Origin of the sequence: Shewanella sp. (assembly GCF_048265805.1) — a bacterium.
GTDB lineage: Bacteria > Pseudomonadota > Gammaproteobacteria > Enterobacterales > Shewanellaceae > Shewanella.
Genome location: NZ_JBLXAT010000005.1, coordinates 211,506 through 234,287, shown reverse-complemented (window position 1 = coordinate 234,287; position 22,782 = coordinate 211,506). Strand labels below are relative to the sequence as shown.

Below are 22,782 nucleotides of genomic sequence, written 5' to 3'. Positions count from 1 at the left end.
CGTCGTCGGGGTTCCAAGGGGCGAGGGACGAGCATCGCCCCTTGGCTCTGGTGTGGAACGAGTAGTTCCACGACTTTGCCAAGCGCAGCTTGGTATGGCGCAGCCATAAATCTAATCAAGTACGAACAGTGCAATGTTCAAACACAAATCTGACTGGCAACACCAATTCCCCTCGGCGCGGCGAAGGTGCGTTGGGCAGACATTGAGCAAGCGAGATATGGATATCGAGCAGCGATGGTGAGTCACGGATGACGAATCAGAGCGATTTGCGAAAATGGCAAACCAGAAGCGCCGTAGCGTTTCGCGACGTCGGGGCAGCTAGGGGATTGACAAGGGGGCGAGGCTGTCCAGCCCCCTTGTCCTCTGGTGTGGAACGCGTATCACCGCTCACGCACATCCGTGTGCTCCGCGGTATTAATACTTCCTGTATGTTTTCCACGACTTTCGCAAGCGACAGCTTGCAATCACACAGTGATAAATCTTGAGCGCAGTGTGAGCGCGAAAGCTCACAATATTGGCAACCGCTGGTTGCAAGGCGCAGCCGCAAAAAAAAATGCCGGCATAAATGCCGGCATTGCGTTCCAGTTCGCTGAGATTATTTACCCAGGATTTTCTCTGGAGTACGGCCGTCGTCATGACAAGCTTCACAAGTAGGGCGTTGACCTACGTTCATATCGTGTGGAGCATGGCAATCAGCACATTTCAGCATGCCATCGTGTGGTTTATGAACTGCGTCCATATCGGCTAAACCACCGTGACAACCTTGGCATTGTTCAAATTCATATTCGCCATCAGCTGATGGAGAACCATCTTTGTGGCAAGAATCACAACCGCCGTTCATTTCTACGTGGAACTCAGCCAGTTTTTGATCTGCAGCGAAAGCGCCTGTAGACAGGGCCATTGCGGCTAAACCAGCACCGAACAGAGCACCAAGAATTTTTTTGCTCACCATATTAATCCTCCGGTAACACAACATGGCGGAGTTCTTTTACTCACGTTGACTCCCGTCCAGTTGTAGTTGAAAGCACGACTTTTACACTTTTTCTTGCCCGCAAGGAGCAAGTAACGAAACTAAATATCAGTCCGCGATACTTTAACAACTTATAAAAAACCAAAATGTGCGCTAAATCAACTTAATGCCGAATTGGAATTAGCATTTACAATAAATTTAGCTGATAAAACAGATAGTAATGCTTTTTTACATGGTTTACTAATTTACAACAAAAAATATCCTCCAGCATAGTCGGAGGTTTTTCATATGCGCCTATAATGCTCTACTACATGCCTAGCTGGGGGTTTTCGTTGGCACAAAAAAAGAAGGCCTTGATCAGCCTTCTTCTGATAAGCATAGCTTAACTTAGTGGTTATGCTGCATTTTTAAGCGCGGCAATACGTTTCTCTAACGGAGGGTGGCTCATTAACAGCTCTGCCACAGACCGTTTGCCGTTGATGCCAAATGCTGACATGTTCGCAGGCATTTCGCCTGTCTCAGGGCCGTTACGCAGGCGTTCTAGCGCAGCAATCATTTTGTTACGCCCCGCCAAGGTAGCTGCGCCTGCATCGGCACGGTACTCTCGGATACGTGAGAAGTACGCCACAATAATCGACGCCAGAATCCCGAACACGATTTCCAAGACAATCACTACCGCAAAGTAAGCTAAACCGCCAAGGCCAGCACCCTCTTCCTCATCATTAGACAAGAAATTGCTAATGATATTGGCAACAACACGCGCCAAGAAGATCACAAAGGTGTTCACCACGCCTTGAATCAAGGTCAAGGTCACCATGTCGCCGTTAGCCACGTGGCTCATTTCGTGTGCGAGTACCGCTTCGACTTCTTCGGCATTCATGCCGTACAGCAAACCAGAGCTGACAGCCACGAGGGAGTTGTTTTTGCTTGGCCCTGTGGCAAATGCGTTCATTTCAGGCGATTGGTAAATAGCCACTTCTGGCATTTTTACCCCCGCTTGTTGTGCTTGACGCGCAACGGTTTCCAGCAACCAACGTTCGGTGTTATCACGTGGATTAGTGATCACCTCAAGCCCCATTGAGCGTTTTGCCATCCATTTGGACATTGCCAAACTGATGAAAGCACCACCAAAACCAAAAATTGCTGCGAACACTAGCAAGCCGCCAGTGGTACGCGTATTAACCCCGAGTACTGACATAACAATCGACAGCACTACCATCACGGCCAAGTTAGTTAACAGAAATAGCACTACACGTTTCATATAAACTCCTGTGGAGAATATTCACCGCGACTTATATCGCCCTAAAGACATAATATGTCCATTTTTAGGTAATTCAAGGGAGAGTAAATTAAAATTTGTTTAAGCGAGGTGATGCTTAGAATTAGCGGCAAGTCTAGGCCGTACAACTTAATCCAAGCTTAATGCTAACTGCCTGAAAGCAAGTGAAGATTGAGCCTGATAGTCCCTGTTTGCTAGTATGGACAGACCATTTGACCAGCAAGGAAATTAGCATGACAACCAATGCGCTTTTATTGAGTAGTTCTCGCGCTGGCGCGACTCCCTATCTGGAACATGCGCTGCCGTTTATTGCACCTATGACGAATCTAACCAAGAAGTGGTTATTCATTCCTTATGCCGGTGTAAGCAAACCCTATGAACAGTATTTAGAAACTGTTGCCGCAGGCTTAGCGCCGCTGCAATTGGATATCTCGTCAATCCACCAATATGGCGACCCTAAGCAAGCCATCAAAGATGCTGGCGGCATTTTGGTGGGTGGTGGCAACACCTTCCACCTGTTGCATGAGCTGTACCGCTATGATCTGCTGCACCTGATCCGTGAAGAGGTCGCGGCTGGTAAGCCGTATATCGGTTGGAGCGCAGGCTCAAACATTGCCGGCCAGAGCATTCGTACCACCAACGATATGCCGATTATTGAGCCTCCATCGTTTACGGCGCTGGGCTTAGTACCGTTTCAAATCAATCCGCACTACAGCAATGCCACTATTGCTGGCCACAATGGCGAGTCACGGGCGCAACGGATTTTGGAATTCACCTGTGTTGATCCTGCCATGCCAGTGCTGGGCCTACAAGAAGGCACTGCGCTGCAACTGCAAGGCGACAAGCTGACGTTATTGGGGGATTTACCCGCGTATCTGTTTAGTGGCCAAGAGCAAGAGATCCCTGTGCCAGCAGGGAGCGATTTATCTAAGCTGTTGGCGAATAGTTAGGTGAGCATGATGCCACTCATTTGAGTGGCATTTTAGTTTGGCGCTTAGCAATTAGCGTGGCCGCTGCCGCAATGGCGCGAGATCTAAGTAAGCAGCGATAGCGGCAGGCGTAGGTTTTGCCAGATGAGGCACTTCACCGAGGCATGGCACTTCCATCATCTCTTTCAAACTGGCGAGGTTTTCTGCATAGCGCGCCATCTGTTTACCCGCAGTATTGGCAACCCAACCAGCCACTTCCAAGCCGTCCATACGGATCACATCGCGAGTCAGCAATGCGTGGTTTAACGCCCCTAAACGCATATTAACGACGATAATCACTGGCAAGCCCAACGCGGCAACCACTTCAGACAGATAACGATTATTGCCCAACGGCAAACGCCAACCTCCAGCGCCTTCCATCAAACAGAAATCAGCCATGGCGTACTGGGTAAAATCTAACGCTGAGATAACGGATTCTGGGCTGATATCCACACCGACATCCGCGGCGGCAATGTGCGGCGCTATGGCGGGTTCGAAGGTGAATGGATTGATGCGGTCATACTCCAGCGTCAACGTGGATTCACTCATTAGCAATTCGGCATCACTGTTACGCCAACCCTCGGCGGTTTGATGGCAACCAGAAGCAACCGGTTTTAGCCCTAATGTACGCAGTTTCTCTGCGGTGCGGGCCTTATGTAACAGCGCAGCGGTAATAAGTGATTTACCGCTATCGGTATCCGTACCCGTAACAAAAAAAATCATCGCGTCACCTTCACTGTTGACGTAATTATTATTTAATCGCGCGCAGATAGGCGACACGATAAGTTAATGGAATACCCGCAGGCTGCCGCAACTGCTCAGCTTGATGCTGTAGCGCCTGCCAATGCTGTTTACCTTTTAAACCCTGTTGCTGAGCAGCTAACGATGCCCCTACCCCTTTGATGGAATACAGCAGTTGCCGCAAATCGGCAAAATGGCATTGATGGTTCAACGTCTCACACTGCAGTTGCTGCCATCGATTTGCAGCAAATGCGGCTTGTAGCTGCTGCTCATCAATAAACTGCCGTCTATTGAGCCCCAAATCGTCCAGTTCGGGCAAGCTATCTGCCACCACCAGCGCAATTTGCAACAAGCCGTTAGCACACAATACACGGTGGGCTTCCTGCGCTGCTAAGGTGATATCAGCACACCACTGTAACGCTAAATTAGAATAGTAGCTATCGACGCTCGCACTGCTGAGTGGCAGCCGCTGCGCATCGGCACACACTGTTTGATAGTGGGGATAAGTTTGCTGCAACTGCTGCAACATGCCAGTGGCAATATCCAGTGCAATCACTTGCTGCGGTTGATAATCGCTAAAATCGGTGCCTGGCCCAGCACCCACGTCTAATAAGCGACCGACGCCCACAGCTAACCCGCAGCACAACTGCTGTTGCGTTTGCCGCTGGATTACGTTGTGTTGTTGGTAAGCGATAGCCGCACGGGAGAAACGTCGCGCCACGCTATGGTCGCTGCTAAGCTCAAGGCGCATTGGTAATGGCCTCGCTCAACGCAGTGATAAGCGCGCTGATTTGCGCCGGACGATGCGCCGCACTCAGGGTAACACGTAAGCGGCTACTGCCCTGTGGCACGGTAGGCGGCCGAATCGCCCCCACTAAGAAGCCACGTTCACGCAGTTGCTGAGCAATTTGCATTACCCGCTCAGTTTGACCAATCAATATCGGTTGAATGGCACTAGCCGAATCAAGCAGCGGTAAACCAGCCTGCGTTGCGAGTTGGCGAAATAAAGCAATATGCTGCTGCAACTGCTCAACAAGATGAGATGCTTTAGCCAATTGCAGCGCTTGTTGTGCAGCGACACAACACGCAGGCGACAAGGCGGTGGAGTAGATATACTCGCGACAATTGGCAACTAAGAAATCAATCAACTGTTGGCTGCCGACAATGGCCGCCCCTTGACAGCCCAAGGTTTTGCCAAAGGTAATCAGCCGTGCAAAAGGGTGAATTTGCAGCGTATCGGTCAGCAGAAAGCCGTGGGCGTCATCAACAATCAAGGGACAATGATAGCGCTGGCACAGTGCTGCCAATTGTGCAAGGGGGGCGCTGTCACCATCCATACTGAAGATGGTTTCCGTCAGTAGCGCAGTGACATCACCTTGGCGGAGATAACGCTCAGCGGCCGCGAGATCATTATGTTGATAGCGTTTCAGTTTGACCTTGGCATCACGCAAGCCATCAATCATTGAAGCGTGGATCAGCTTATCTGCCACTATGGTATCGCTGTCGCTGAACAGCGTTTTCATCAAGGCGCTATTGGCAGCAAAACCCGAGCTAAATAGGATGGCTGCTTCTGCCCCCGTTGCTGCGCACAAGGCTTGCTCTAGCTGCTGATGCGCCGCGCTATAACCACATACTAATGGCGACGCGGTGCTCCCTACGCCATATTGCTGCGCGCCACTATACAGCGCTGCGGCCACTTCTGGTGCATGACTCAAACCCAGGTAATCATTGCTAGCAAAGTTGTGGAGACTGCCATTATCAGCAGTGACCATCGCCGCTTCAGCGGCGGCATTTAGCAGTCGTCGCTGCCGCAGCAAGCCAGTCTGCGCCAGTTGATGCTGACGCGCCTTGATGCGGGCAGATAAGGCGTGGTCGGCCAATTACAGTGCACCTGCATCATAAAATGCGCCAGTGGCCTTGGCCTGCTTGGCTTGTTGGTGCTGCACTGCTTGCTTTAGCGCATCGCCCTCTTGTTCCAACACTGCGGCTTGCCCTTGCTCTGGGTTCAGCCCTAAGCGTTGGAATAGCGCCATATCGGTATTCTCTTTCGGGTTAGCGGTGGTTAGCAGTTTGCAGCCGTAGAAAATCGAGTTGGCGCCCGCAAAGAAACACATCGCTTGCAGCTCATCAGTCATGTTTTCACGTCCGGCCGACAAGCGAACTCGCGACAACGGCATGATAATCCGCGCTACGGCGATAGTACGCACAAATTCCAACGGGTCGAGGTCTTCTTGCTCAGCCAGCGGCGTACCGGCCACTTTGACCAACATGTTGATCGGTACTGAATCTGGATGTTTAGGCATATTGGCCAGTTGCTGCAATAAACCAGCACGATCTGTGGCGGTTTCGCCCATGCCCACAATGCCGCCGGAGCAGACTTTCATCCCGGCTGCACGCACATGATCTAACGTATTTAAACGGTCTTCGTAGGTACGCGTGGTGATGATGTCGCCGTAGAATTCCGGTGAGGTATCAAGGTTATGGTTGTAATAATCTAACCCGGCGGCAGCTAGCTCATCCGCTTGCTGCTGATCGAGCATGCCGAGCGTCATACAGGTTTCCATACCGAGCGCTTTAACCTCTTTAACCATATCGGTGAGATACGGCATATCACGCGCTTTGGGGTTACGCCAAGCAGCCCCCATACAGAAACGGGTGGCTCCTGCGGCCTTGGCACTACGAGCTTCTGTCAGCACTTTTTCAATCTCTAGCAAACGCTCTTTCTCAAGGCCGGTATCGTAACGAGCACTCTGCGGACAATATTTGCAGTCTTCTGGACACGCGCCAGTCTTGATCGACAGCAAACGGCTAACCTGCACTTCGTTAGGATTAAAGTGCTGGCGATGAATGGTATGGGCTTGAAACAACAAATCATTCATCGGCAGCGCAAACAGCGCTTCAATCTCTTGTCGTTGCCAATCGTGGCGCACTTGAGTGTCAACCATAATATTATCCTGTAAAAACCTTGTAGCTGCGTTCCATCAAAGCGGCTTGCTCGCTGTGCCTTGATGCCGATTTTAATTTTGGCTAGCATACCCGTGCCCAAGCCGCTGTCAATACGGCAGACATTCACAAGTTTACTATCGGTTATTATATGATCAGCTTAGATTACTCGTTTGATCAGCAACACATCTGGCACCCTTATGGCTCGATGCGTTTCCCCGCGCAGACTTTTGGCGTGACCGCCGCAAACGGCGTACGACTGACACTCGATAGTGGCCAGCAGTTGGTGGATGGCACCAGCTCATGGTGGGCTTGTATTCATGGTTACGGGCATCCGCAGATTGTGGCGGCAATGCAACAGCAGTTACAGCAGCTGAGCCATGTGATGTTTGGTGGTATCACCCACGCGCCAGCGATTGAGCTCTGTAAAAAGCTATTAGCGTTGGCGCCAAATAGTCTCAGCAAAGTGTTCTTGGCCGACTCAGGTTCCATCGCCGTGGAAGTGGCGATGAAGATGGCACTGCAATATTGGCAAGGCCGTGCCGCCAACGATAAGCGTAAAATCCTCACAGTACGTCGCGGTTATCACGGCGATACCTTTGCCGCCATGAGTGTGTGTGATCCCACCGAAGGGATGCACAGCATGTTTGGCGCTAATGTCGCGCAGCAGCTGTTTGCGCCTGCACCAAAAACACCATTTGGCGCCGAGTTAGTTGCGGATGATACGACAGAGCTTGAACAACTGCTGGCGACTCAACACCAACAAATTGCGGCATTGATTATTGAACCGATTATGCAAGGCGCGGGGGCGATGTGGTTTTATAGCGCGGCGTACCTCAAGCGGGTGCGTGAGTTGTGCGATAAGTACCAAGTGCTGCTGATTTTAGATGAGATTGCTACGGGCTTTGGCCGCACCGGCAAACTGTTTGCCTGTGAACATGCCGAGATCCAACCGGATATCATGTGCGTGGGCAAAGCGCTGACAGGCGGATATATCAGCCTTGCGGCAACCTTGTGTAGCGATGAAGTGGCCTGCGGTATCAGCGATTCGCCCGCCGGTGTGTTTATGCATGGCCCCACCTTTATGGCGAACCCCCTCGCCTGCGCCGCTGCTAACGCCAGCTTACAACTCATTAGCCGAGGCACGTGGCAACAGCAAGTTGCCGCGATACAAACACAGATGCAACGTGAGTTAGCCCCAGCAGCGGAGTTTGAGCATGTGCTGGCGGTACGGGTGTTAGGTGCGGTGGGTGTAATTGAACTCGACCACAGCGTCGATACCGGCAAGCTGCAACAGGAGTTTGTTAAGCGCGGTGTGTGGGTACGGCCGTTTAGCCGCTTTATCTACATCATGCCACCCTATGTGATTAACGCGGCCGACCTGAGCCAGCTGACCGGCGCCATGGTCGAAGTAGCCAAACTGACACAAGCCCCCGCCGCCACCCAGTTTATTAGCCACGGTTAATCACTGTTGTGGGCCGGACTTGCTCACTACACCAAAAATAAGGCGCCGCAGCAGTTTGCCTACGGCGCGTTACACCATTATCGCGCTAGCTAATCCGAACTTAAAACGTATGACCCGCCAAAATTCGCTGAACTAAATCTGGCAGCGTCACACTTGCGCTGCCTTGATAGTGCGCCTTAAACATGCTGTGTTCATCGGCTTCCGCGAGGTTCACCTCAATGGTCATTGCGCCATGATGATTAGCAATATCAACAAAACCAGCGGCAGGATACACAGTGCCCGAAGTGCCGATAGCGATGAATAGATCGCACGCTTCAAGTGCATCGTGAATGCGATCCATGCCGATGGGGATCTCGCCAAACCACACAATATGCGGCCGCAATCTTTGTGCTGGAATACAGCAGGTACAACAGTTGTCGGCACCAAACGGCTCATGCAATGAGAATGTTTGACCAGAGCGCGGACAGCGGCCTTTATTGAGCTCGCCATGCATGTGCAACAGTTTTTTACTGCCGGCACGTTCATGCAGGTTATCGACATTTTGAGTCACTAGCAGCAGTTTGCCAGTAAATGCTTGCTCAAGCTGGGCTAACGCCTCGTGGGCGGCATTAGGCGTTACTGCGGGGTTTTTGAGTTGTTGCCAACGTTCGTTATAGAAATTTTCCACCAATGTTGGATTACGGGCATATCCCTCTGGCGTAGCAACATCTTCAATACGATGATCTTCCCACAGTCCATTTTGATCGCGAAAAGTGCGTAATCCCGACTCTGCTGAAATGCCCGCGCCAGTGAGCACCACTATGTGCTGATACATCCACAACCCCTATGTTTTTTGCCCATACTGCCCAGCGACAGTAAGATGAACAATTATTCCTTGGTATAACCCTAATAAAAACAATGTTAATCCATTTATTTTCATTGGGATATGCTTCAATAAACTACATTTACGTACAAGATAGAGTCAAAAACACTGACGAAGGTTTAAGTTTACCAAAACTGCTCATATAATGAGTTCCAACACCCACTGAAGAGCCCATGATCTGCGTAATGGGTTCTGCAATCAAGAGATTCACCATGACAGATGGAAATCAAGCACTAAAGAAAGCGGGTCTAAAAGTTACCCTGCCGAGAATCAAGATCCTGGAATTGATGCAAGAACCAGAAAATCAGCATATCAGCGCGGAAGACTTGTATAAAAAACTGCTAGATATTGGCGAAGAGATTGGTTTGGCGACCGTTTATCGTGTACTAAACCAATTTGACGATGCGGGCATTGTGTCACGTCATCACTTTGAAAGCGGTAAAGCGGTATTTGAACTTTCTACCCAAGATCACCATGACCACCTTGTTTGCCTTACCTGTGGCAAAGTGATTGAGTTTACTGATGATGTGATTGAACGTCGCCAACATGAGATAGCGGTGAGACACAACATTAAACTGACCAACCACAGCTTGTATCTGTATGGTACTAGCACTGATGGTAAGTGTGATCACGGTGACGAGGAAGCATAAGCTGCCACAGTGATAATAAAGCCGACCTAGGTTGGTTTCTTTTGCCTAATTACAGGCAACCGTGACAAAAAAGGCGCCATCAGGCGCCTTTTGCATCATGAACAGAATGGCTTACCAGCCAGTCTTTTCACGCAGTGCTTTACCGATGTCTGCCAGTGAGCGTACGGTCGTTACTCCCGCAGCTTCCAGTGCAGCAAACTTGTCTGCTGCAGTACCTTTACCACCAGCGATGATAGCGCCAGCATGGCCCATACGTTTGCCTGGAGGGGCAGTAACACCAGCAATGTAAGATACAACAGGTTTGGTCACGTTAGCTTTGATGTAAGCTGCCGCTTCCTCTTCTGCAGTACCACCGATTTCACCAATCATCACGATAGCTTCGGTCGCTGGATCATTCTGGAACATTTCCAGAACGTCGATAAAGTTAGTACCTGGGATTGGGTCACCACCGATACCAACGCAAGTTGATTGGCCGAAACCTTCATCAGTGGTTTGTTTAACCGCTTCGTATGTCAGCGTACCTGAACGTGAAACGATACCCACTTTACCTGGCTTGTGAATGTGGCCTGGCATAATACCGATCTTACATTCACCTGGGGTGATAACACCTGGGCAGTTAGGGCCGATCATACGTACACCAGTTTGCTCCAGCTTCACTTTAACCTGCAGCATATCCAGTGTTGGAATACCTTCAGTGATACAAACCACCAGCTCAATGCCGCTGTCGATCGCTTCCAAAATCGCATCTTTACAGAAAGGTGCTGGTACGTAGATAACAGATGCAGTCGCACCAGTTTCAGCTACAGCGTCTTTCACAGTGTTGAACACTGGCAGACCTAAGTGAGTAGTACCGCCTTTACCTGGGGATACACCACCCACTAATTGGGTACCGTAAGCCAGAGCTTGCTCGGAGTGGAATGTACCTTGTCCGCCAGTAAAACCCTGACAGATGACCTTGGTATCTTTATTGATTAATACAGACATTATTTGCCCTCCGCAGCTTTTACTACTTGCTGCGCTGCGTCAGTCAAGCTGCTCGCAGCAATGATATCCAGACCTGACTCCGCCAGTACTTTCGCGCCCAATTCGGCATTAGTACCTTCCAGACGTACCACTACTGGTACCTCGACACCCACTTCTTTCACAGCACCGATGATACCTTCAGCGATCATGTCACAACGCACGATACCACCGAAGATGTTCACCAATACGGCTTTCACATTCTTGTCAGACAGAATGATTTTGAACGCTTCAGATACACGCTCTTTGGTTGCGCCACCGCCAACGTCCAAGAAGTTAGCTGGCTTGCCACCATGCAGGTTAACGATGTCCATGGTGCCCATCGCCAAGCCAGCACCGTTCACCATACACCCAACGTTACCGTCCAACGCTACGTAGTTCAGTTCGAACTTAGCGGCGTGAGCTTCACGTGGGTCATCTTGTGAAGGGTCATGCATATCTTTGATTTTTGGCTGACGGAACAATGCGTTGCTATCAACACCAATTTTACCGTCCAAGCAATGCAGGTTGCCTTCGGTGGTGATCACCAATGGGTTGATTTCCAGCAGCGCGAAATCATGTTCAAGGAACATGCTCGCCAAGCCCATGAAGATCTTAGTGAACTGCTTAATTTGAGTTAGGTTCAAACCGAGTTTGAAACCGAGATCACGACCTTGGAATGGCTGTGGGCCAGTGATTGGGTCAATAATCGCTTTGTGGATCAGCTCTGGCGTTTCTTCAGCAACTTTTTCAATCTCAACACCACCTTCGGTAGATGCCATAAACACTACGCGACGGCTACCACGGTCAACTACAGCGCCCAGATACAATTCGTTAGCGATATCGGTGCAGCTTTCTACCAAAATTTTGGCAACGGGTTGGCCTTTTTCATCAGTCTGGTAAGTCACCAGATTTTTGCCTAACCATTTCTCAGCGAAAGCGCGGATCTCTTCTTTATCACTGGTTACTTTTACGCCGCCAGCTTTACCGCGACCACCAGCGTGTACCTGACACTTAACTACCCAAGTGTCGCCACCAATGCGGCCAGCCGCTTCTACAGCTTCTTGAGCTGTGTCGCAAGCGTAGCCTTCTGAAACTGGCAAGCCGTATTCTGCAAATAAGGCTTTTGCCTGATACTCATGCAAATTCATGATTGATTATCCGTAAACTACGTTTTTGGACAAACTGGCCCTCAGCCGAAGGCCAGTCACGAGGAAAAGCTTGCTGCCCTTACAGGTCCAGCAGCAAGCGTGTTGGGTCTTCTAACAGGTCACGAATGGTCACCAAGAAGCCCACTGATTCACGACCATCAATAATGCGGTGATCGTATGACAGAGCTAAATACATCATCGGCTGGATTTCGACCTGACCATTCACAGCCATTGGACGATCTTTAATGGCATGCATGCCCAAAATGGCGCTTTGTGGCAGGTTGAGAATCGGAGTGGACATCAGAGAGCCAAACACCCCGCCGTTAGTCACAGTAAAGTTACCGCCAGTCATGTCTTCCACGGTCAGCTTGCCGTCGCGGCCTTTGATGGCCAGTTCGCGAATGGCTTTTTCCATATCCGCTAATGTCATGGTATCGGTGTCACGCAGCACTGGGGTTACCAGACCACGAGGGGTAGATACGGCGATACTTACGTCGAAATAGTTGTGGTAAACCAGATCGTTACCATCAAGAGAAGCGTTCACTTCTGGGTAGCGTTTCAGCGCTTCAGTCACGGCTTTCACATAGAAAGACATGAAGCCCAAACGGATGCCGTGTTTCTTCTCAAACTCATCTTGATACTTCTTACGAATGTCCATGATGGGTTTCATGTTCACTTCGTTGAAAGTGGTCAACATCGCGGTTGAGTTTTTCGCTTCCAGCAGACGGGTAGCAATGGTTTTACGCAGACGAGTCATAGGGACGCGTTTTTCACTGCGTTCACCGCTCAGCGCCACTGGCGCAGGAGCCGCCGCGGCTGCTGGTTTACCGGCAGATTTTACAAACGCTTCCACGTCTTCTTTAGTGATGCGGCCACCCACGCCAGTGCCTTTGATTTTGCTGGCATCAACGTTGTGCTCTGCCACCAAACGGCGCACAGATGGGCTCAAGGCATCGTTGCTTTCAGTCGATGCTTCGGCAGCTTCCGCTTTAGGTGCAGCGGCTTCTGCTTGCTCTTTAGAGACTTCTTGTCCTACAACGGCACCAGCAACAAAATGAGCAATCACTTGCTCGCCCAAGACGGTATCGCCTTCTTGGAACAGCAGTTCGCTGATTGAGCCATCTTCTGGCGCAACCACTTCTAACACCACTTTGTCAGTTTCAATATCCACCAGGTTCTGATCGCGTGTAACAGCCTCTCCTGGCTTAACGTGCCAAGTGGCGATAGTTGCATCCGCTACCGATTCTGGCAGTACAGGTACCTTGATTTCGATACTCATGGAAAGCTTTCCTTTTATAAAAATTTATTACTACAGTTTTAATGCGCTTGCGATCAGAGATTCCTGTTGGCGCGCGTGTAATTCTGGATACCCACAAGCTGGTGCGGCAGAGGCCTCTCTACCGGCATAGCTCAGTTGGGCACCTTGAGGAATAGAGCTCCAGAAATGGTGTTGGCTGCAATACCAAGCGCCTTGGTTCTGAGGTTCTTCCTGACACCAAACGAAATCAGTTACATGCTGATAATCAGCGAGCACTGCGTTTAATTCCTCATGTGGGAATGGATACAGTTGCTCAATACGCACAATGGCTACATTGTCGATATTTTCTTTGCGGCGGCGATCTAACAGGTCGTAGTAAACCTTACCGCTACAGAACACCACGCGATCCACTTTGCTGGCGTCGAATGTGTCCACTTCACCAATCACATTACGGAATCCACCTTCTGCTAGCTCTTCCAGTGAAGACACTGCCATTGGATGGCGCAGCAACGATTTAGGTGACATCACTACCAGCGGACGACGCATAGGACGCACCACTTGGCGGCGCAGCATGTGGTAAACCTGTGCAGGTGTTGAAGGAATACACACTTGCATATTGTGGTTAGCACACAGCTGTAAGAAACGTTCCAAACGCGCCGATGAGTGTTCTGGGCCTTGGCCTTCATAGCCATGAGGCAACAGCATAGTCAAACCGCACAAACGGCCCCATTTCTGCTCACCTGATGACAAGAATTGGTCAATCACTACTTGGGCACAGTTAGCAAAGTCGCCAAATTGTGCTTCCCAAATGGTTAAACCGGCTGGCTCGGCAGTGGCGTAACCATATTCAAAAGCCAATACTGACGCTTCAGACAATACTGAGTCATTGATATCAAATGGCCCTTCTTTGTCGGCCACATGGCGCAATGGCAAGTAGGTAGTGCCATCTTTTTGGTTATGCAATACTGCGTGACGGTGGAAGAAAGTGCCGCGACCAGAGTCTTGACCAGTGATACGCACCCGTTTTTTGGTTTCCAAAATCGTGGCGTATGCCAGCATTTCAGCAAAGCCCCAGTCGAGCAGTTTCTCGCCTTTGGCCATAGCGTCACGGTCGTTGTAAATCTTGGCAACACGGCTTTGCAACTGGTGAGTTTCTGGCACATAACTGACTTTAGCGGCCAACTCTTTCAGATGGTCTAAGCCAATTGCAGATTCATATTGCTCATCCCACTCGCGGTTCAGATACGGGGTCCAATCCACGGTGTGCAACGTCATTGGACGCCACTCTTTCACTACGCAATCACCTTTATCTAAGGCATCGCGGTAGTCGTTGACCATACCAGTAATATCTTCAGCAGACAGCGATTGCTCTGCAACCAAACGATCAGCGTAAATCTTACGGGTCGTCGGATGTTTTTTGATTTTGCCGTACATCACTGGCTGCGTTGCACTTGGCTCGTCAGCTTCGTTATGACCATGACGGCGATAACATACCAACTCAACCACTACGTCACGTTTGAATGTGTTGCGATAGTCCACTGCGAGTTGCGAAATAAAAGCAACTGCTTCTGGATCATCCCCATTAACGTGGAAGATAGGAGCCTGCACCATTTTGGCAATATCGGTACAGTATTCTGTTGAACGGGTATCATGATGATTTGAGGTAGTGAAGCCCACTTGGTTGTTCACTACGATACGAATTGAACCACCCACTTGAAAGGCGCGGGTTTGCGACATATTGAAGGTTTCTTGTACGATACCTTGACCAGCAATCGCTGAGTCACCATGAATGGTGATGGGCATCACCTGCAAACCATCTTCACTGCCACGGCGGTCAAGACGCGCACGTACAGAGCCCATCACAACCGGATTCACAATCTCTAAGTGGGATGGGTTAAAAGCCAACGCCAAGTGCACATTACCACCTGGTGTTTCAAAATCTGACGAGAAACCTTGGTGGTATTTAACGTCACCAGAGCCCAGACCATCTTCGTGATGTTTACCAGCGAATTCGTCAAACAACTCTGACGGACGTTTACCAAGAATATTGACCAGTACGTTCAGACGACCACGGTGAGCCATACCGATAACGATCTCTTTAGTGCCGGCTTCGCCACCGCGATAAATGATTTCGCGTAGCATTGGCACCAAAGAATCGCCACCTTCGAGGGAGAAACGTTTCGCACCAGGAAACTTTGCACCAAGATACTTTTCCATCCCTTCGGCAGCGTTAAGGCCTTCCAGCAAGCGGCTTTTCACGTCCTTGCTATAAGCTGCGCGCCCTAAAGTGGGTTCGAGTCTTTGTTGAATCCAGCGTTTTTCATCAGTGTCGGTAATATGCATATACTCGGCACCGATGGATTCGGTATAGGTAGCTTTAAGCGCTTTGATCAACTCTTTGAGTTTCATGGTGCCGCTGCCATGAGCAAACGAACCAGTATTAAACTCACGTTCCATATCTTCTGCGGTTAAGCCGTGGAACGCTGGGTCTAGTTCGGCCACTGCGTCTCTCTTCCACAGTGCCAGCGGATCCAAATTAGCATTTTGATGACCACGGAAACGATATGCATTGATCAGCTGCAGTACTTTAACTTGTTTAGCGTCAAGCTCTGGGTCACTTACGCGCCCAGTCGTCTTACTACGACTGTCTTGCGCCAAAGAGCGAAAATAATCGCGGATCTTTGAATGAGAGGGCTCTGGAGAGTGGGTATCGTTACCATCTACTGGAGGGAGATTATCAAAGACGGCACGCCAGTCGTCAGAGACTGCACTGGGGTCTTCTTGATAGGCTTCATACATCTCTTCTACATAGGTCGAGTTCGCACCACTTAAGTGGGACGATTCGAGCCAAGCTTTCATGATGCCTTGGTGCATGTTTATTCCTTTCAATCTTGGTATATGTGCATCACTACTTCAACGTTACGTTGAATCTTGACCACATGAATTTACTTCCATTTCCTGCGGTCAGTATGTCGTCCATTACACACGAAAGAGAGTCACTCTCTGCACATGAGAAAGTGACTCTCGCACGAGCTAGTTCATTATGGATGATTGCTCGCCGTCTTGCATTTATACCGCCCGATTCAACAGCATAGATTTGATGTGACCGATAGCCTTAGTAGGGTTAAGACCTTTAGGACACACATCTACGCAGTTCATGATGCCATGGCAGCGGAATACGCTATAAGCATCATCCAGCCCATCCAAACGTTCTTCTGTTGCAGTATCGCGGCTATCAATAAGGAAGCGATACGCATGCAGCAAGCCGCTAGGACCGACAAATTTATCGGGGTTCCACCAAAATGACGGACAAGCAGTTGAACAACAAGCACACATAATACATTCGTAAAGACCGTCTAAATGAGCCCGTTCTTCTGGCGACTGCAGATGTTCGCGCGCTGGTTGCTTGTCATCATTAATCAAGTAAGGTTTGATTTTTTCGTACTGTTTGTAGAACTGTGACAGATCCACAATCAGATCACGTACTACTGGCATACCAGGCAAAGGTCTAATTTCGAGCTTTTTACCTTTAAAGGTAGACACTGGCGTAATACAAGCCAAACCGTTCTTACCGTTCATGTTCATACCGTCGGAACCACACACACCTTCACGGCAGGAGCGACGGAACGCGAGTGACGGATCTTGCTCTTTCAGTTTAATGAGTACGTCAAGCATCATCATGTCAGAGCCGTCAGGAATTTCCAGCTGGTAATCCTTCATGTACGGCTTTTTGTCTACATCAGGATTATAGCGATATACCGCAATATCTAATTTCATGTCGCAGCTCCTTAGTAGGTACGTTTCTTAGGTGGAAACGCTTCACGTGATGTCGGTGCCATGTTAACGGCACGGCGATCCATAGACTCGGAGTTAGGATCAAACAAGCTGTGGCACAGCCAGTTTTCATCATCACGTTCAGGATAGTCTTCACGACTATGTGCACCACGACTTTCAGTACGGTAGTTGGCCGCATATGCCGACGCAATTGCGGTCGCCATCAAGTTATCCAGCTCTAAGCACTCAATACGCTGAGTGTTGAATTCTTTAGAGTTATCAGACAGTTTAGCCTTAGCTAAACGAGCACGAATAGCTTTAAGTTCTTCCAAACCTTCTGCCATGGCTTCACCGCTACGGAACACTGAGAAGTGCAGTTGCATACACATCTGCATATCTTTACGGATCTGTACTGGGTCTTCACCTTCTTTGGTGTTTTCCCAACGGTTCAAGCGTTCAAGTGACTTGGCAATTTCAGCTTCAGTCGCTGGTTTTGGTGTTGCCATCTGCTCCAGCGCAGCACCTAAGTGCTGACCCGCTGCGCGTCCAAAGACCACTAAGTCTAGCAGAGAGTTACCGCCCAAACGGTTAGCGCCGTGTACAGATACACACGCAATCTCACCGACTGCGAATAAGCCAACAACGTCAGTTTCGGTGCCATCAGTATCTTTATGGATTACCTGACCAGTGACACGAGTAGGCAAGCCGCCCATCATATAGTGACAGGTTGGAATAACTGGGATTGGACCATCAGCAGGATCGATATGCGCGAAGGTACGTGATAATTCACATACGCCTGGCAAACGCGCTTCTAAGGTTTCTTTACCTAAGTGATCCAGTTTCAGTTTCAAGTGTGGGCCAAGACCGCCATCAGTACAGCCACGGCCTTCGCGGATTTCAGTCATCATTGAACGTGCAACCACGTCACGTGATGCCAAATCTTTCGCGTTTGGCGCATAACGCTCCATAAAGCGCTCGCCATCTTTGTTCAGCAGGTAACCACCTTCACCGCGGCAACCTTCAGTAACCAATACTCCCGCACCCGCAATACCCGTTGGGTGAAACTGCCACATTTCCATGTCTTGCAGTTGCACGCCAGCACGTGACGCCATACCCACGCCGTCACCGGTGTTGATGTGAGCGTTAGTAGTAGAAGCAAAAATACGACCTGCACCACCAGTTGCTAATACCGTCGCTTTCGCTTTGAAATACACGATCTCACCGGTTTCGATTTCCAGCGCGGTACAACCCACAATAGCGCCGTCTTCGTTTTTCACTAAATCCAGTGCATACCACTCAGAGAACACTTGGGTTTTGTTTTTAACGTTCTGCTGATAGAGGCAGTGTAACAAGGCGTGACCAGTACGATCAGCAGCAGCGGCAGTACGCGCCGCTTGCTCACCACCGAAGTTTCTCGACTGCCCGCCAAAAGGACGCTGATAAATTTTACCGTTATCGAAACGGGAGAATGGCAAGCCCATGTGCTCAAGTTCGATAATCGCTTCAGGCCCCGTTTGACACATGTATTCGATGGCATCTTGGTCACCGATAAAGTCAGAACCTTTTACGGTGTCGTACATGTGGTATTCCCAGTTGTCTTCGTGGGCGTTACCCAGCGCAACAGTGATACCACCTTGTGCAGACACAGTATGAGAACGGGTTGGAAATACTTTAGACAGAAGCGCGCAGCTTTTGCCTTCCTTAGATATTTGCAGTGCAGCGCGCATACCGGCACCACCGGCACCAATCACCACTGCATCAAACTCTCTTACCTGAATAGCCACTTATACCCCCCACACTATCAGAATGCCGCTCGCCAAATATGCAAAGGCAGTAACGACAAAAACAAACTGAAGCACACCACGCAGTGACACACACTTGACGTAGTCAGTCAGTACCTGCCAGACACCAATCCAAGCGTGGATTAGCAGCGCAATCAACGCCAGCAAGGTAAACACTTTCATTGGCAATGCGGCAAATAGGCCGTGCCAAGCTTCATAAGTGAGAGGAGTACTGAATGCGGCGAACGCCACGAGGAATACTGTATAACAGGCTAAAACCACTGCACTGGCGCGCAGCATTATAAAATCATGGACACCGCTACGGCCAAACGATGCTGCATTAGTTACCATACCCAAACCCCCGCCAGAATCGAAAAGATGATGGCAAGTACAAACACTGCCTTGGCTGACGCTTTACCTGACGCCAACTCTTCCCAACGACCGGTATCCATAACAAGGTGACGTAAGCCGCCCAGTAAGTGATAGCCTAAAGCGGTGAGAATTCCCCATACGACAAACTTTAATATAAAGTTATCTAACAGCGATTGGACATACTGAAAACTTTCTGGTGATTTGAGGGATGCGTTAAGCAACCATAACAACACACCGACACCAAACAGCATTATGACACCGGATACCCGGTGGAGAATGGACACAATTGCAGTCGCCGGAAAGCGAATCGTCTGCAAGTCTAAATGGACAGGTCTTTGCTTTTTCACGTTCTGCTCACTCAGCTCCATTGAGCATTATTGTTGTGCGAACCGCATTTTGGAATACGGCTTGTGACTTGAGTCACATTATATTTTTGGCAAATGGACTAGATATTGCAATCAGGTAACTGATTGACTGACAAAGCATTTCGTCAGCTGTTCACAGGCAATATTGGCCACCTGAATGCAGCCCTTTTGAACCCGAGCAAGTATACGCGCCACAAAAGTCAAATACAAACATCACATTATGAGAAATTTATTTTTATTAGAAACTTTTGAACGTAAGTATAAGTAGCTACAGGGAAATTGGTCAGACCTATACCATTGTCTAACAAGTTCAAACGGGTATTTAAATTGAAATGTGATCTAGATTACTTGTAAAGTAAGGCGTTTTTGTTATGCCGCACTCACAAATAAAATCAAGTAAGGAGAACGGGTTATGGCTGAAAAAATAGCCAAATTGGAACTTCCAGGAAATGACTCGATCGAGCTGCCAGTTAAACAAGGAACCGCTGGTTACGATGTAATTGATATCAGCAAACTTGGCAGCAAAGGGTACTTTACCTTCGACCCAGGTTTTCTTGCCACCGCATCATGTGAATCGGCCATCACCTATATTGATGGCGAACAAGGTATTCTGCTACACCGCGGATATCCGATTGATCAACTTGCAGTAGAATCTAGTTATCTCGATCTATGCTATTTACTGCTTTATGGCGAGCTGCCTACCAAAGCACAATACGATAAATTTGTTAGCACAGTCCGCAACCATACTATGGTGCATCAACAAGTCGAATTCTTCTTCCGTGGCTTCCGTCGCGACGCGCATCCAATGGCGATGCTGTGTGGTGTGACTGGCGCCCTAGCCTCTTTCTATCAAGATTCGTTAGATGTTGCCGACCCGCGTCACCGCGAAATTGCTGCGTTCCGTTTAGTGTCTAAAATGCCGACACTGGCGGCAATGTGCTACAAGTATTCGATTGGACAACCGTTCCAGTATCCACGCAACGACTTGAGCTACTCAGGTAACTTCCTGTCGATGATGTTTGGTGTACCGTGTGAGCCATACGTGGTTAACCCAATCATCGAACGCGCGATGGATCGTATCTTTATTTTGCACGCTGACCACGAGCAAAATGCATCAACTTCAACAGTGCGCTTAGCTGGTTCATCGGGTGCGAACCCATTTGCCTGTATCGCAGCCGGTATTGCTTCATTGTGGGGGCCTGCTCATGGTGGAGCCAATGAAGCATGTTTGAAAATGTTGGAAGAGATCGGTTCAGTTGACCGCATTCCTGAATACATCGCCAAAGCAAAAGACAAAGATGATCCATTCCGTCTGATGGGCTTCGGTCACCGCGTATATAAAAACTTTGACCCACGGGCCAAAGTCATGCGCGAAACTTGCCATGAAGTGCTGACTGAGCTGAAAGTGGATGATCCATTGTTAGATGTGGCAATGGAACTTGAACGCATTGCGTTGGAAGATGAATACTTTATCTCTAAGAAACTGTATCCAAACGTCGACTTCTACTCTGGCATCATCATGAAAGCCATTGGTATTCCAACCAGTATGTTCACCGTGATCTTCGCACTGTCTCGTACTGTAGGCTGGATTGCTCATTGGAAAGAGATGCTGGATCAGCCAGGACACAAAATTAGCCGCCCACGTCAGCTTTATACTGGCGAAGCAAAACGTAGTTTTGTGAAACTGCAAGATCGTTAATAGCAGTAATTAACGTATAAAAGGCGCCCATGGCGCCTTTTTTATTGCCGAAGACGAACACGTTGCGGCGCCCAACAATAAGCGCATACCTGTCGCTGCAGATATATTGCCCATTGCGCCCCACCTCTATTATTCACGCAAGCGGTGTGTTTCAACCACATAGTGATTAAACAGACCTATCAAGCACTCCAAACTAGCCACTGTGCCTTATGCAGCGATAAAGCTCGTCTACGTACTGACATTCGTAGTTACCAAAAATTAACTAAATAGTGAAAAGTACTAACATCTGCAGAAATCCACTATTATGAAGTGGTGAACACGACTACTTTTCTTTTAATAACACCATATCATATTGAATAAAAAGAAACTTTTAACTTGGCATTACAATTGCTTTAAGCGGTTAACGAGTTTATTAGGGACTATCTCATGAAACGCTATACCGCAATGTTAAAACCTATCGCTAGCGCAGCGCTACTGACTGCCATGTTAACCGCTTGCAGCCAACCACAACTGGCAAAACAGGATGAAGTGTTTGCCATTCCAGTGGAGACAACCCCAGTCAGCCAAGGACATATCTCCTCGTTCTATAACACTACCGCAACCTTGGAAGCGCCAGAAGAAGCGGGTGTTTCTACCCGCATTGCAGGCGTTATCCAAACCATTTACGTGGAAGAAGGTGACCACGTGGAAAAAGGCCAGCTACTCGCCAAAATTGATGCCCGTCGGCAGCAATTTGAGCTGGAACGCTCTATTGCTGAAGTGAATATCATCGAGCAGGAACTTAACCGCCTAAACAAGATGAGTAACCGCGAGTTCGTCAGCGCCGATAGCTTGGCTAAGCTGGAATACAATTTACAAGCAGCACGCGCCCAACGTGATTTAGCCCGACTGCAAGTGACCGAAAGTGAAATCCGCTCACCTATCACAGGTGTGATTGCTACCCGTTACGTCAAACAAGGCAACATGGCTAAAGAATTTGACCAACTGTTTTATGTCGTCAGCCAAGATGAACTGTATGGCATTGTGCACCTGCCGGAAAAGCAACTGAGCAGCTTACGCCTTGGACAAGAAGCGCTGATCAAACCAGACAAACGCAGTGATGTGTTCGCTGCCACCGTATTGCGTATCAGCCCCGTAATCGACAGTGACAGTGGTACATTCAAAGTCACGTTATCTATTCCTAACAAAGCACAACGCTTGAAAGCGGGTATGTACACCAACGTGCAACTGAAATATGACACCCATACTGATGTCGCCGTCGTGCCGTTTAATGCCATTGTGAACCAAGATGATGTGCAAACCCTGTATGTGGTGGAAGAAGGTAAAGCCCTACGTAAAGAGGTGGCGCTCGGCTACCGTGAAAATAACCGCGTAGAAGTCGTCTCAGGCATCAAGGTCGGTGAGCAGATTGTGGTGCGTGGCCAGCACAACTTAAAAGATCAATCGGTCGTCGAAGTCCTCAGCCCATTAAACCTGACGGCCGCCAAATAACAGCTAAGGAATAG

Annotated in this window: 20 protein-coding genes; 5 read left to right on the top strand and 15 right to left on the bottom strand. The window is 49.2% G+C overall.

What is annotated here, in order from left to right; all coding sequences use genetic code 11:
- Positions 1-595: 595 nt before the first annotated feature.
- Together cctA and htpX are read right to left on the bottom strand one after the other, a co-directional pair.
- On the bottom strand, positions 596-949 hold the full coding sequence (gene cctA, locus ACN0TT_RS05635) for a tetraheme c-type cytochrome CctA (RefSeq protein ID WP_417761171.1): 354 nt from the start codon (positions 947-949) through the stop codon (positions 596-598).
- 415 nt (positions 950-1,364) lie between these two features.
- Positions 1,365-2,231, bottom strand: a complete 867-nt coding sequence (gene htpX, locus ACN0TT_RS05630; RefSeq protein WP_417761159.1) for a protease HtpX — start codon at positions 2,229-2,231, stop codon at positions 1,365-1,367.
- Between the two features lie 251 nt (positions 2,232-2,482).
- On the opposite strand from htpX, the gene pepE reads away from it, so the two are divergent.
- Positions 2,483-3,199 (top strand): dipeptidase PepE, encoded by a 717-nt coding sequence (gene pepE / locus ACN0TT_RS05625; protein WP_417761158.1) that lies wholly within the window; start codon positions 2,483-2,485, stop codon positions 3,197-3,199.
- A gap of 51 nt (positions 3,200-3,250) precedes the next feature.
- Here pepE and bioD read toward each other — a convergent pair whose 3' ends face one another.
- The 4 genes from bioD to bioB are packed head-to-tail and all read right to left on the bottom strand — an operon-like array spanning position 3,251 to position 6,903.
- Entirely contained in the window at positions 3,251-3,937 is a 687-nt protein-coding gene (bioD, locus tag ACN0TT_RS05620) for a dethiobiotin synthase (protein ID WP_417761170.1), read from the bottom strand.
- A gap of 31 nt (positions 3,938-3,968) precedes the next feature.
- A complete protein-coding gene (locus tag ACN0TT_RS05615; protein WP_417761157.1) occupies positions 3,969-4,709 on the bottom strand; it encodes a methyltransferase domain-containing protein in 741 nt (246 codons plus the stop codon).
- Positions 4,699-5,838: an aminotransferase class I/II-fold pyridoxal phosphate-dependent enzyme gene (locus tag ACN0TT_RS05610; RefSeq protein ID WP_417761156.1), complete on the bottom strand. Its 1,140-nt coding sequence runs from the start codon at positions 5,836-5,838 to the stop codon at positions 4,699-4,701. The genes ACN0TT_RS05615 and ACN0TT_RS05610 overlap by 11 nt, the downstream gene beginning before the upstream one ends.
- Positions 5,839-6,903 carry a biotin synthase BioB gene (bioB, locus tag ACN0TT_RS05605; protein ID WP_417761155.1) on the bottom strand — a complete coding sequence of 355 codons (1,065 nt, stop codon included), beginning with the start codon at positions 6,901-6,903 and terminating at the stop codon, positions 5,839-5,841.
- A gap of 149 nt (positions 6,904-7,052) precedes the next feature.
- Here bioB and bioA point away from each other — a divergent pair, with 149 nt between their 5' ends.
- Complete coding sequence (gene bioA, locus ACN0TT_RS05600) at positions 7,053-8,366, top strand: adenosylmethionine--8-amino-7-oxononanoate transaminase (protein WP_417761154.1); 1,314 nt, start codon at positions 7,053-7,055, stop codon at positions 8,364-8,366.
- A gap of 100 nt (positions 8,367-8,466) precedes the next feature.
- Here bioA and cobB read toward each other — a convergent pair whose 3' ends face one another.
- Positions 8,467-9,180: a Sir2 family NAD+-dependent deacetylase gene (gene cobB, locus ACN0TT_RS05595; RefSeq protein ID WP_417761153.1), complete on the bottom strand. Its 714-nt coding sequence runs from the start codon at positions 9,178-9,180 to the stop codon at positions 8,467-8,469.
- Between the two features lie 260 nt (positions 9,181-9,440).
- Here cobB and fur point away from each other — a divergent pair, with 260 nt between their 5' ends.
- The gene (gene fur, locus ACN0TT_RS05590; RefSeq protein WP_417761152.1) at positions 9,441-9,878 is read left to right on the top strand and encodes a ferric iron uptake transcriptional regulator; all 438 of its coding nucleotides are present in this window, start codon (positions 9,441-9,443) and stop codon (positions 9,876-9,878) included.
- A gap of 111 nt (positions 9,879-9,989) precedes the next feature.
- Here fur and sucD read toward each other — a convergent pair whose 3' ends face one another.
- The 8 genes from sucD to sdhC all read right to left on the bottom strand — a co-directional run bounded on the left by sucD (position 9,990) and on the right by sdhC (position 19,581).
- A complete protein-coding gene (sucD, locus tag ACN0TT_RS05585) occupies positions 9,990-10,862 on the bottom strand; it encodes a succinate--CoA ligase subunit alpha (protein ID WP_417761151.1) in 873 nt (290 codons plus the stop codon).
- A complete protein-coding gene (gene sucC, locus ACN0TT_RS05580) occupies positions 10,862-12,028 on the bottom strand; it encodes an ADP-forming succinate--CoA ligase subunit beta (protein WP_417761150.1) in 1,167 nt (388 codons plus the stop codon). Before sucC ends, sucD begins: the two co-directional genes overlap by 1 nt.
- Positions 12,029-12,107: 79 nt before the next feature.
- Positions 12,108-13,307, bottom strand: a complete 1,200-nt coding sequence (gene odhB, locus ACN0TT_RS05575; protein WP_417761149.1) for a 2-oxoglutarate dehydrogenase complex dihydrolipoyllysine-residue succinyltransferase — start codon at positions 13,305-13,307, stop codon at positions 12,108-12,110.
- A 30-nt stretch (positions 13,308-13,337) separates the two neighbouring features.
- Positions 13,338-16,160: a 2-oxoglutarate dehydrogenase E1 component gene (gene sucA, locus ACN0TT_RS05570; protein ID WP_417761148.1), complete on the bottom strand. Its 2,823-nt coding sequence runs from the start codon at positions 16,158-16,160 to the stop codon at positions 13,338-13,340.
- A gap of 195 nt (positions 16,161-16,355) precedes the next feature.
- Positions 16,356-17,063: a succinate dehydrogenase iron-sulfur subunit gene (locus ACN0TT_RS05565; RefSeq protein WP_417761147.1), complete on the bottom strand. Its 708-nt coding sequence runs from the start codon at positions 17,061-17,063 to the stop codon at positions 16,356-16,358.
- An 11-nt stretch (positions 17,064-17,074) separates the two neighbouring features.
- Positions 17,075-18,844 carry a succinate dehydrogenase flavoprotein subunit gene (sdhA, locus tag ACN0TT_RS05560; RefSeq protein WP_417761146.1) on the bottom strand — a complete coding sequence of 590 codons (1,770 nt, stop codon included), beginning with the start codon at positions 18,842-18,844 and terminating at the stop codon, positions 17,075-17,077.
- The gene (gene sdhD / locus ACN0TT_RS05555; RefSeq protein ID WP_417761145.1) at positions 18,845-19,192 is read right to left on the bottom strand and encodes a succinate dehydrogenase, hydrophobic membrane anchor protein; all 348 of its coding nucleotides are present in this window, start codon (positions 19,190-19,192) and stop codon (positions 18,845-18,847) included. It abuts the gene before it with no gap.
- A complete protein-coding gene (gene sdhC, locus ACN0TT_RS05550; RefSeq protein WP_417761144.1) occupies positions 19,186-19,581 on the bottom strand; it encodes a succinate dehydrogenase cytochrome b556 subunit in 396 nt (131 codons plus the stop codon). The genes sdhD and sdhC overlap by 7 nt, the downstream gene beginning before the upstream one ends.
- Before the next feature lie 409 nt (positions 19,582-19,990).
- Here sdhC and ACN0TT_RS05545 point away from each other — a divergent pair, with 409 nt between their 5' ends.
- Positions 19,991-21,277, top strand: coding sequence for a citrate synthase (locus ACN0TT_RS05545; protein WP_417761143.1), 1,287 nt, complete (start codon positions 19,991-19,993; stop codon positions 21,275-21,277).
- Positions 21,278-21,703: 426 nt separating this feature from the next.
- Positions 21,704-22,768 (top strand): efflux RND transporter periplasmic adaptor subunit, encoded by a 1,065-nt coding sequence (locus ACN0TT_RS05540; RefSeq protein ID WP_417761142.1) that lies wholly within the window; start codon positions 21,704-21,706, stop codon positions 22,766-22,768.
- Positions 22,769-22,782 lie beyond the last annotated feature (14 nt).

Bases quoted from the DNA above. Each gene is read 5' to 3' on its own strand.
- htpX (WP_417761159.1), bottom strand. From the start codon at position 2,231: ATGAAACGTGTAGTGCTATTTCTGTTAACTAACTTGGCCGTGATGGTA.
- pepE (WP_417761158.1), top strand. From the start codon at position 2,483: ATGACAACCAATGCGCTTTTATTGAGTAGTTCTCGCGCTGGCGCGACT.
- ACN0TT_RS05615 (WP_417761157.1), bottom strand. From the start codon at position 4,709: ATGCGCCTTGAGCTTAGCAGCGACCATAGCGTGGCGCGACGTTTCTCC.
- bioB (WP_417761155.1), bottom strand. From the start codon at position 6,903: ATGGTTGACACTCAAGTGCGCCACGATTGGCAACGACAAGAGATTGAA.
- bioA (WP_417761154.1), top strand. From the start codon at position 7,053: ATGATCAGCTTAGATTACTCGTTTGATCAGCAACACATCTGGCACCCT.
- cobB (WP_417761153.1), bottom strand. From the start codon at position 9,180: ATGTATCAGCACATAGTGGTGCTCACTGGCGCGGGCATTTCAGCAGAG.
- fur (WP_417761152.1), top strand. From the start codon at position 9,441: ATGACAGATGGAAATCAAGCACTAAAGAAAGCGGGTCTAAAAGTTACC.
- sucD (WP_417761151.1), bottom strand. From the start codon at position 10,862: ATGTCTGTATTAATCAATAAAGATACCAAGGTCATCTGTCAGGGTTTT.
- sucC (WP_417761150.1), bottom strand. From the start codon at position 12,028: ATGAATTTGCATGAGTATCAGGCAAAAGCCTTATTTGCAGAATACGGC.
- odhB (WP_417761149.1), bottom strand. From the start codon at position 13,307: ATGAGTATCGAAATCAAGGTACCTGTACTGCCAGAATCGGTAGCGGAT.
- sucA (WP_417761148.1), bottom strand. From the start codon at position 16,160: ATGCACCAAGGCATCATGAAAGCTTGGCTCGAATCGTCCCACTTAAGT.
- ACN0TT_RS05565 (WP_417761147.1), bottom strand. From the start codon at position 17,063: ATGAAATTAGATATTGCGGTATATCGCTATAATCCTGATGTAGACAAA.
- sdhD (WP_417761145.1), bottom strand. From the start codon at position 19,192: ATGGTAACTAATGCAGCATCGTTTGGCCGTAGCGGTGTCCATGATTTT.
- sdhC (WP_417761144.1), bottom strand. From the start codon at position 19,581: ATGGAGCTGAGTGAGCAGAACGTGAAAAAGCAAAGACCTGTCCATTTA.
- ACN0TT_RS05545 (WP_417761143.1), top strand. From the start codon at position 19,991: ATGGCTGAAAAAATAGCCAAATTGGAACTTCCAGGAAATGACTCGATC.
- ACN0TT_RS05540 (WP_417761142.1), top strand. From the start codon at position 21,704: ATGAAACGCTATACCGCAATGTTAAAACCTATCGCTAGCGCAGCGCTA.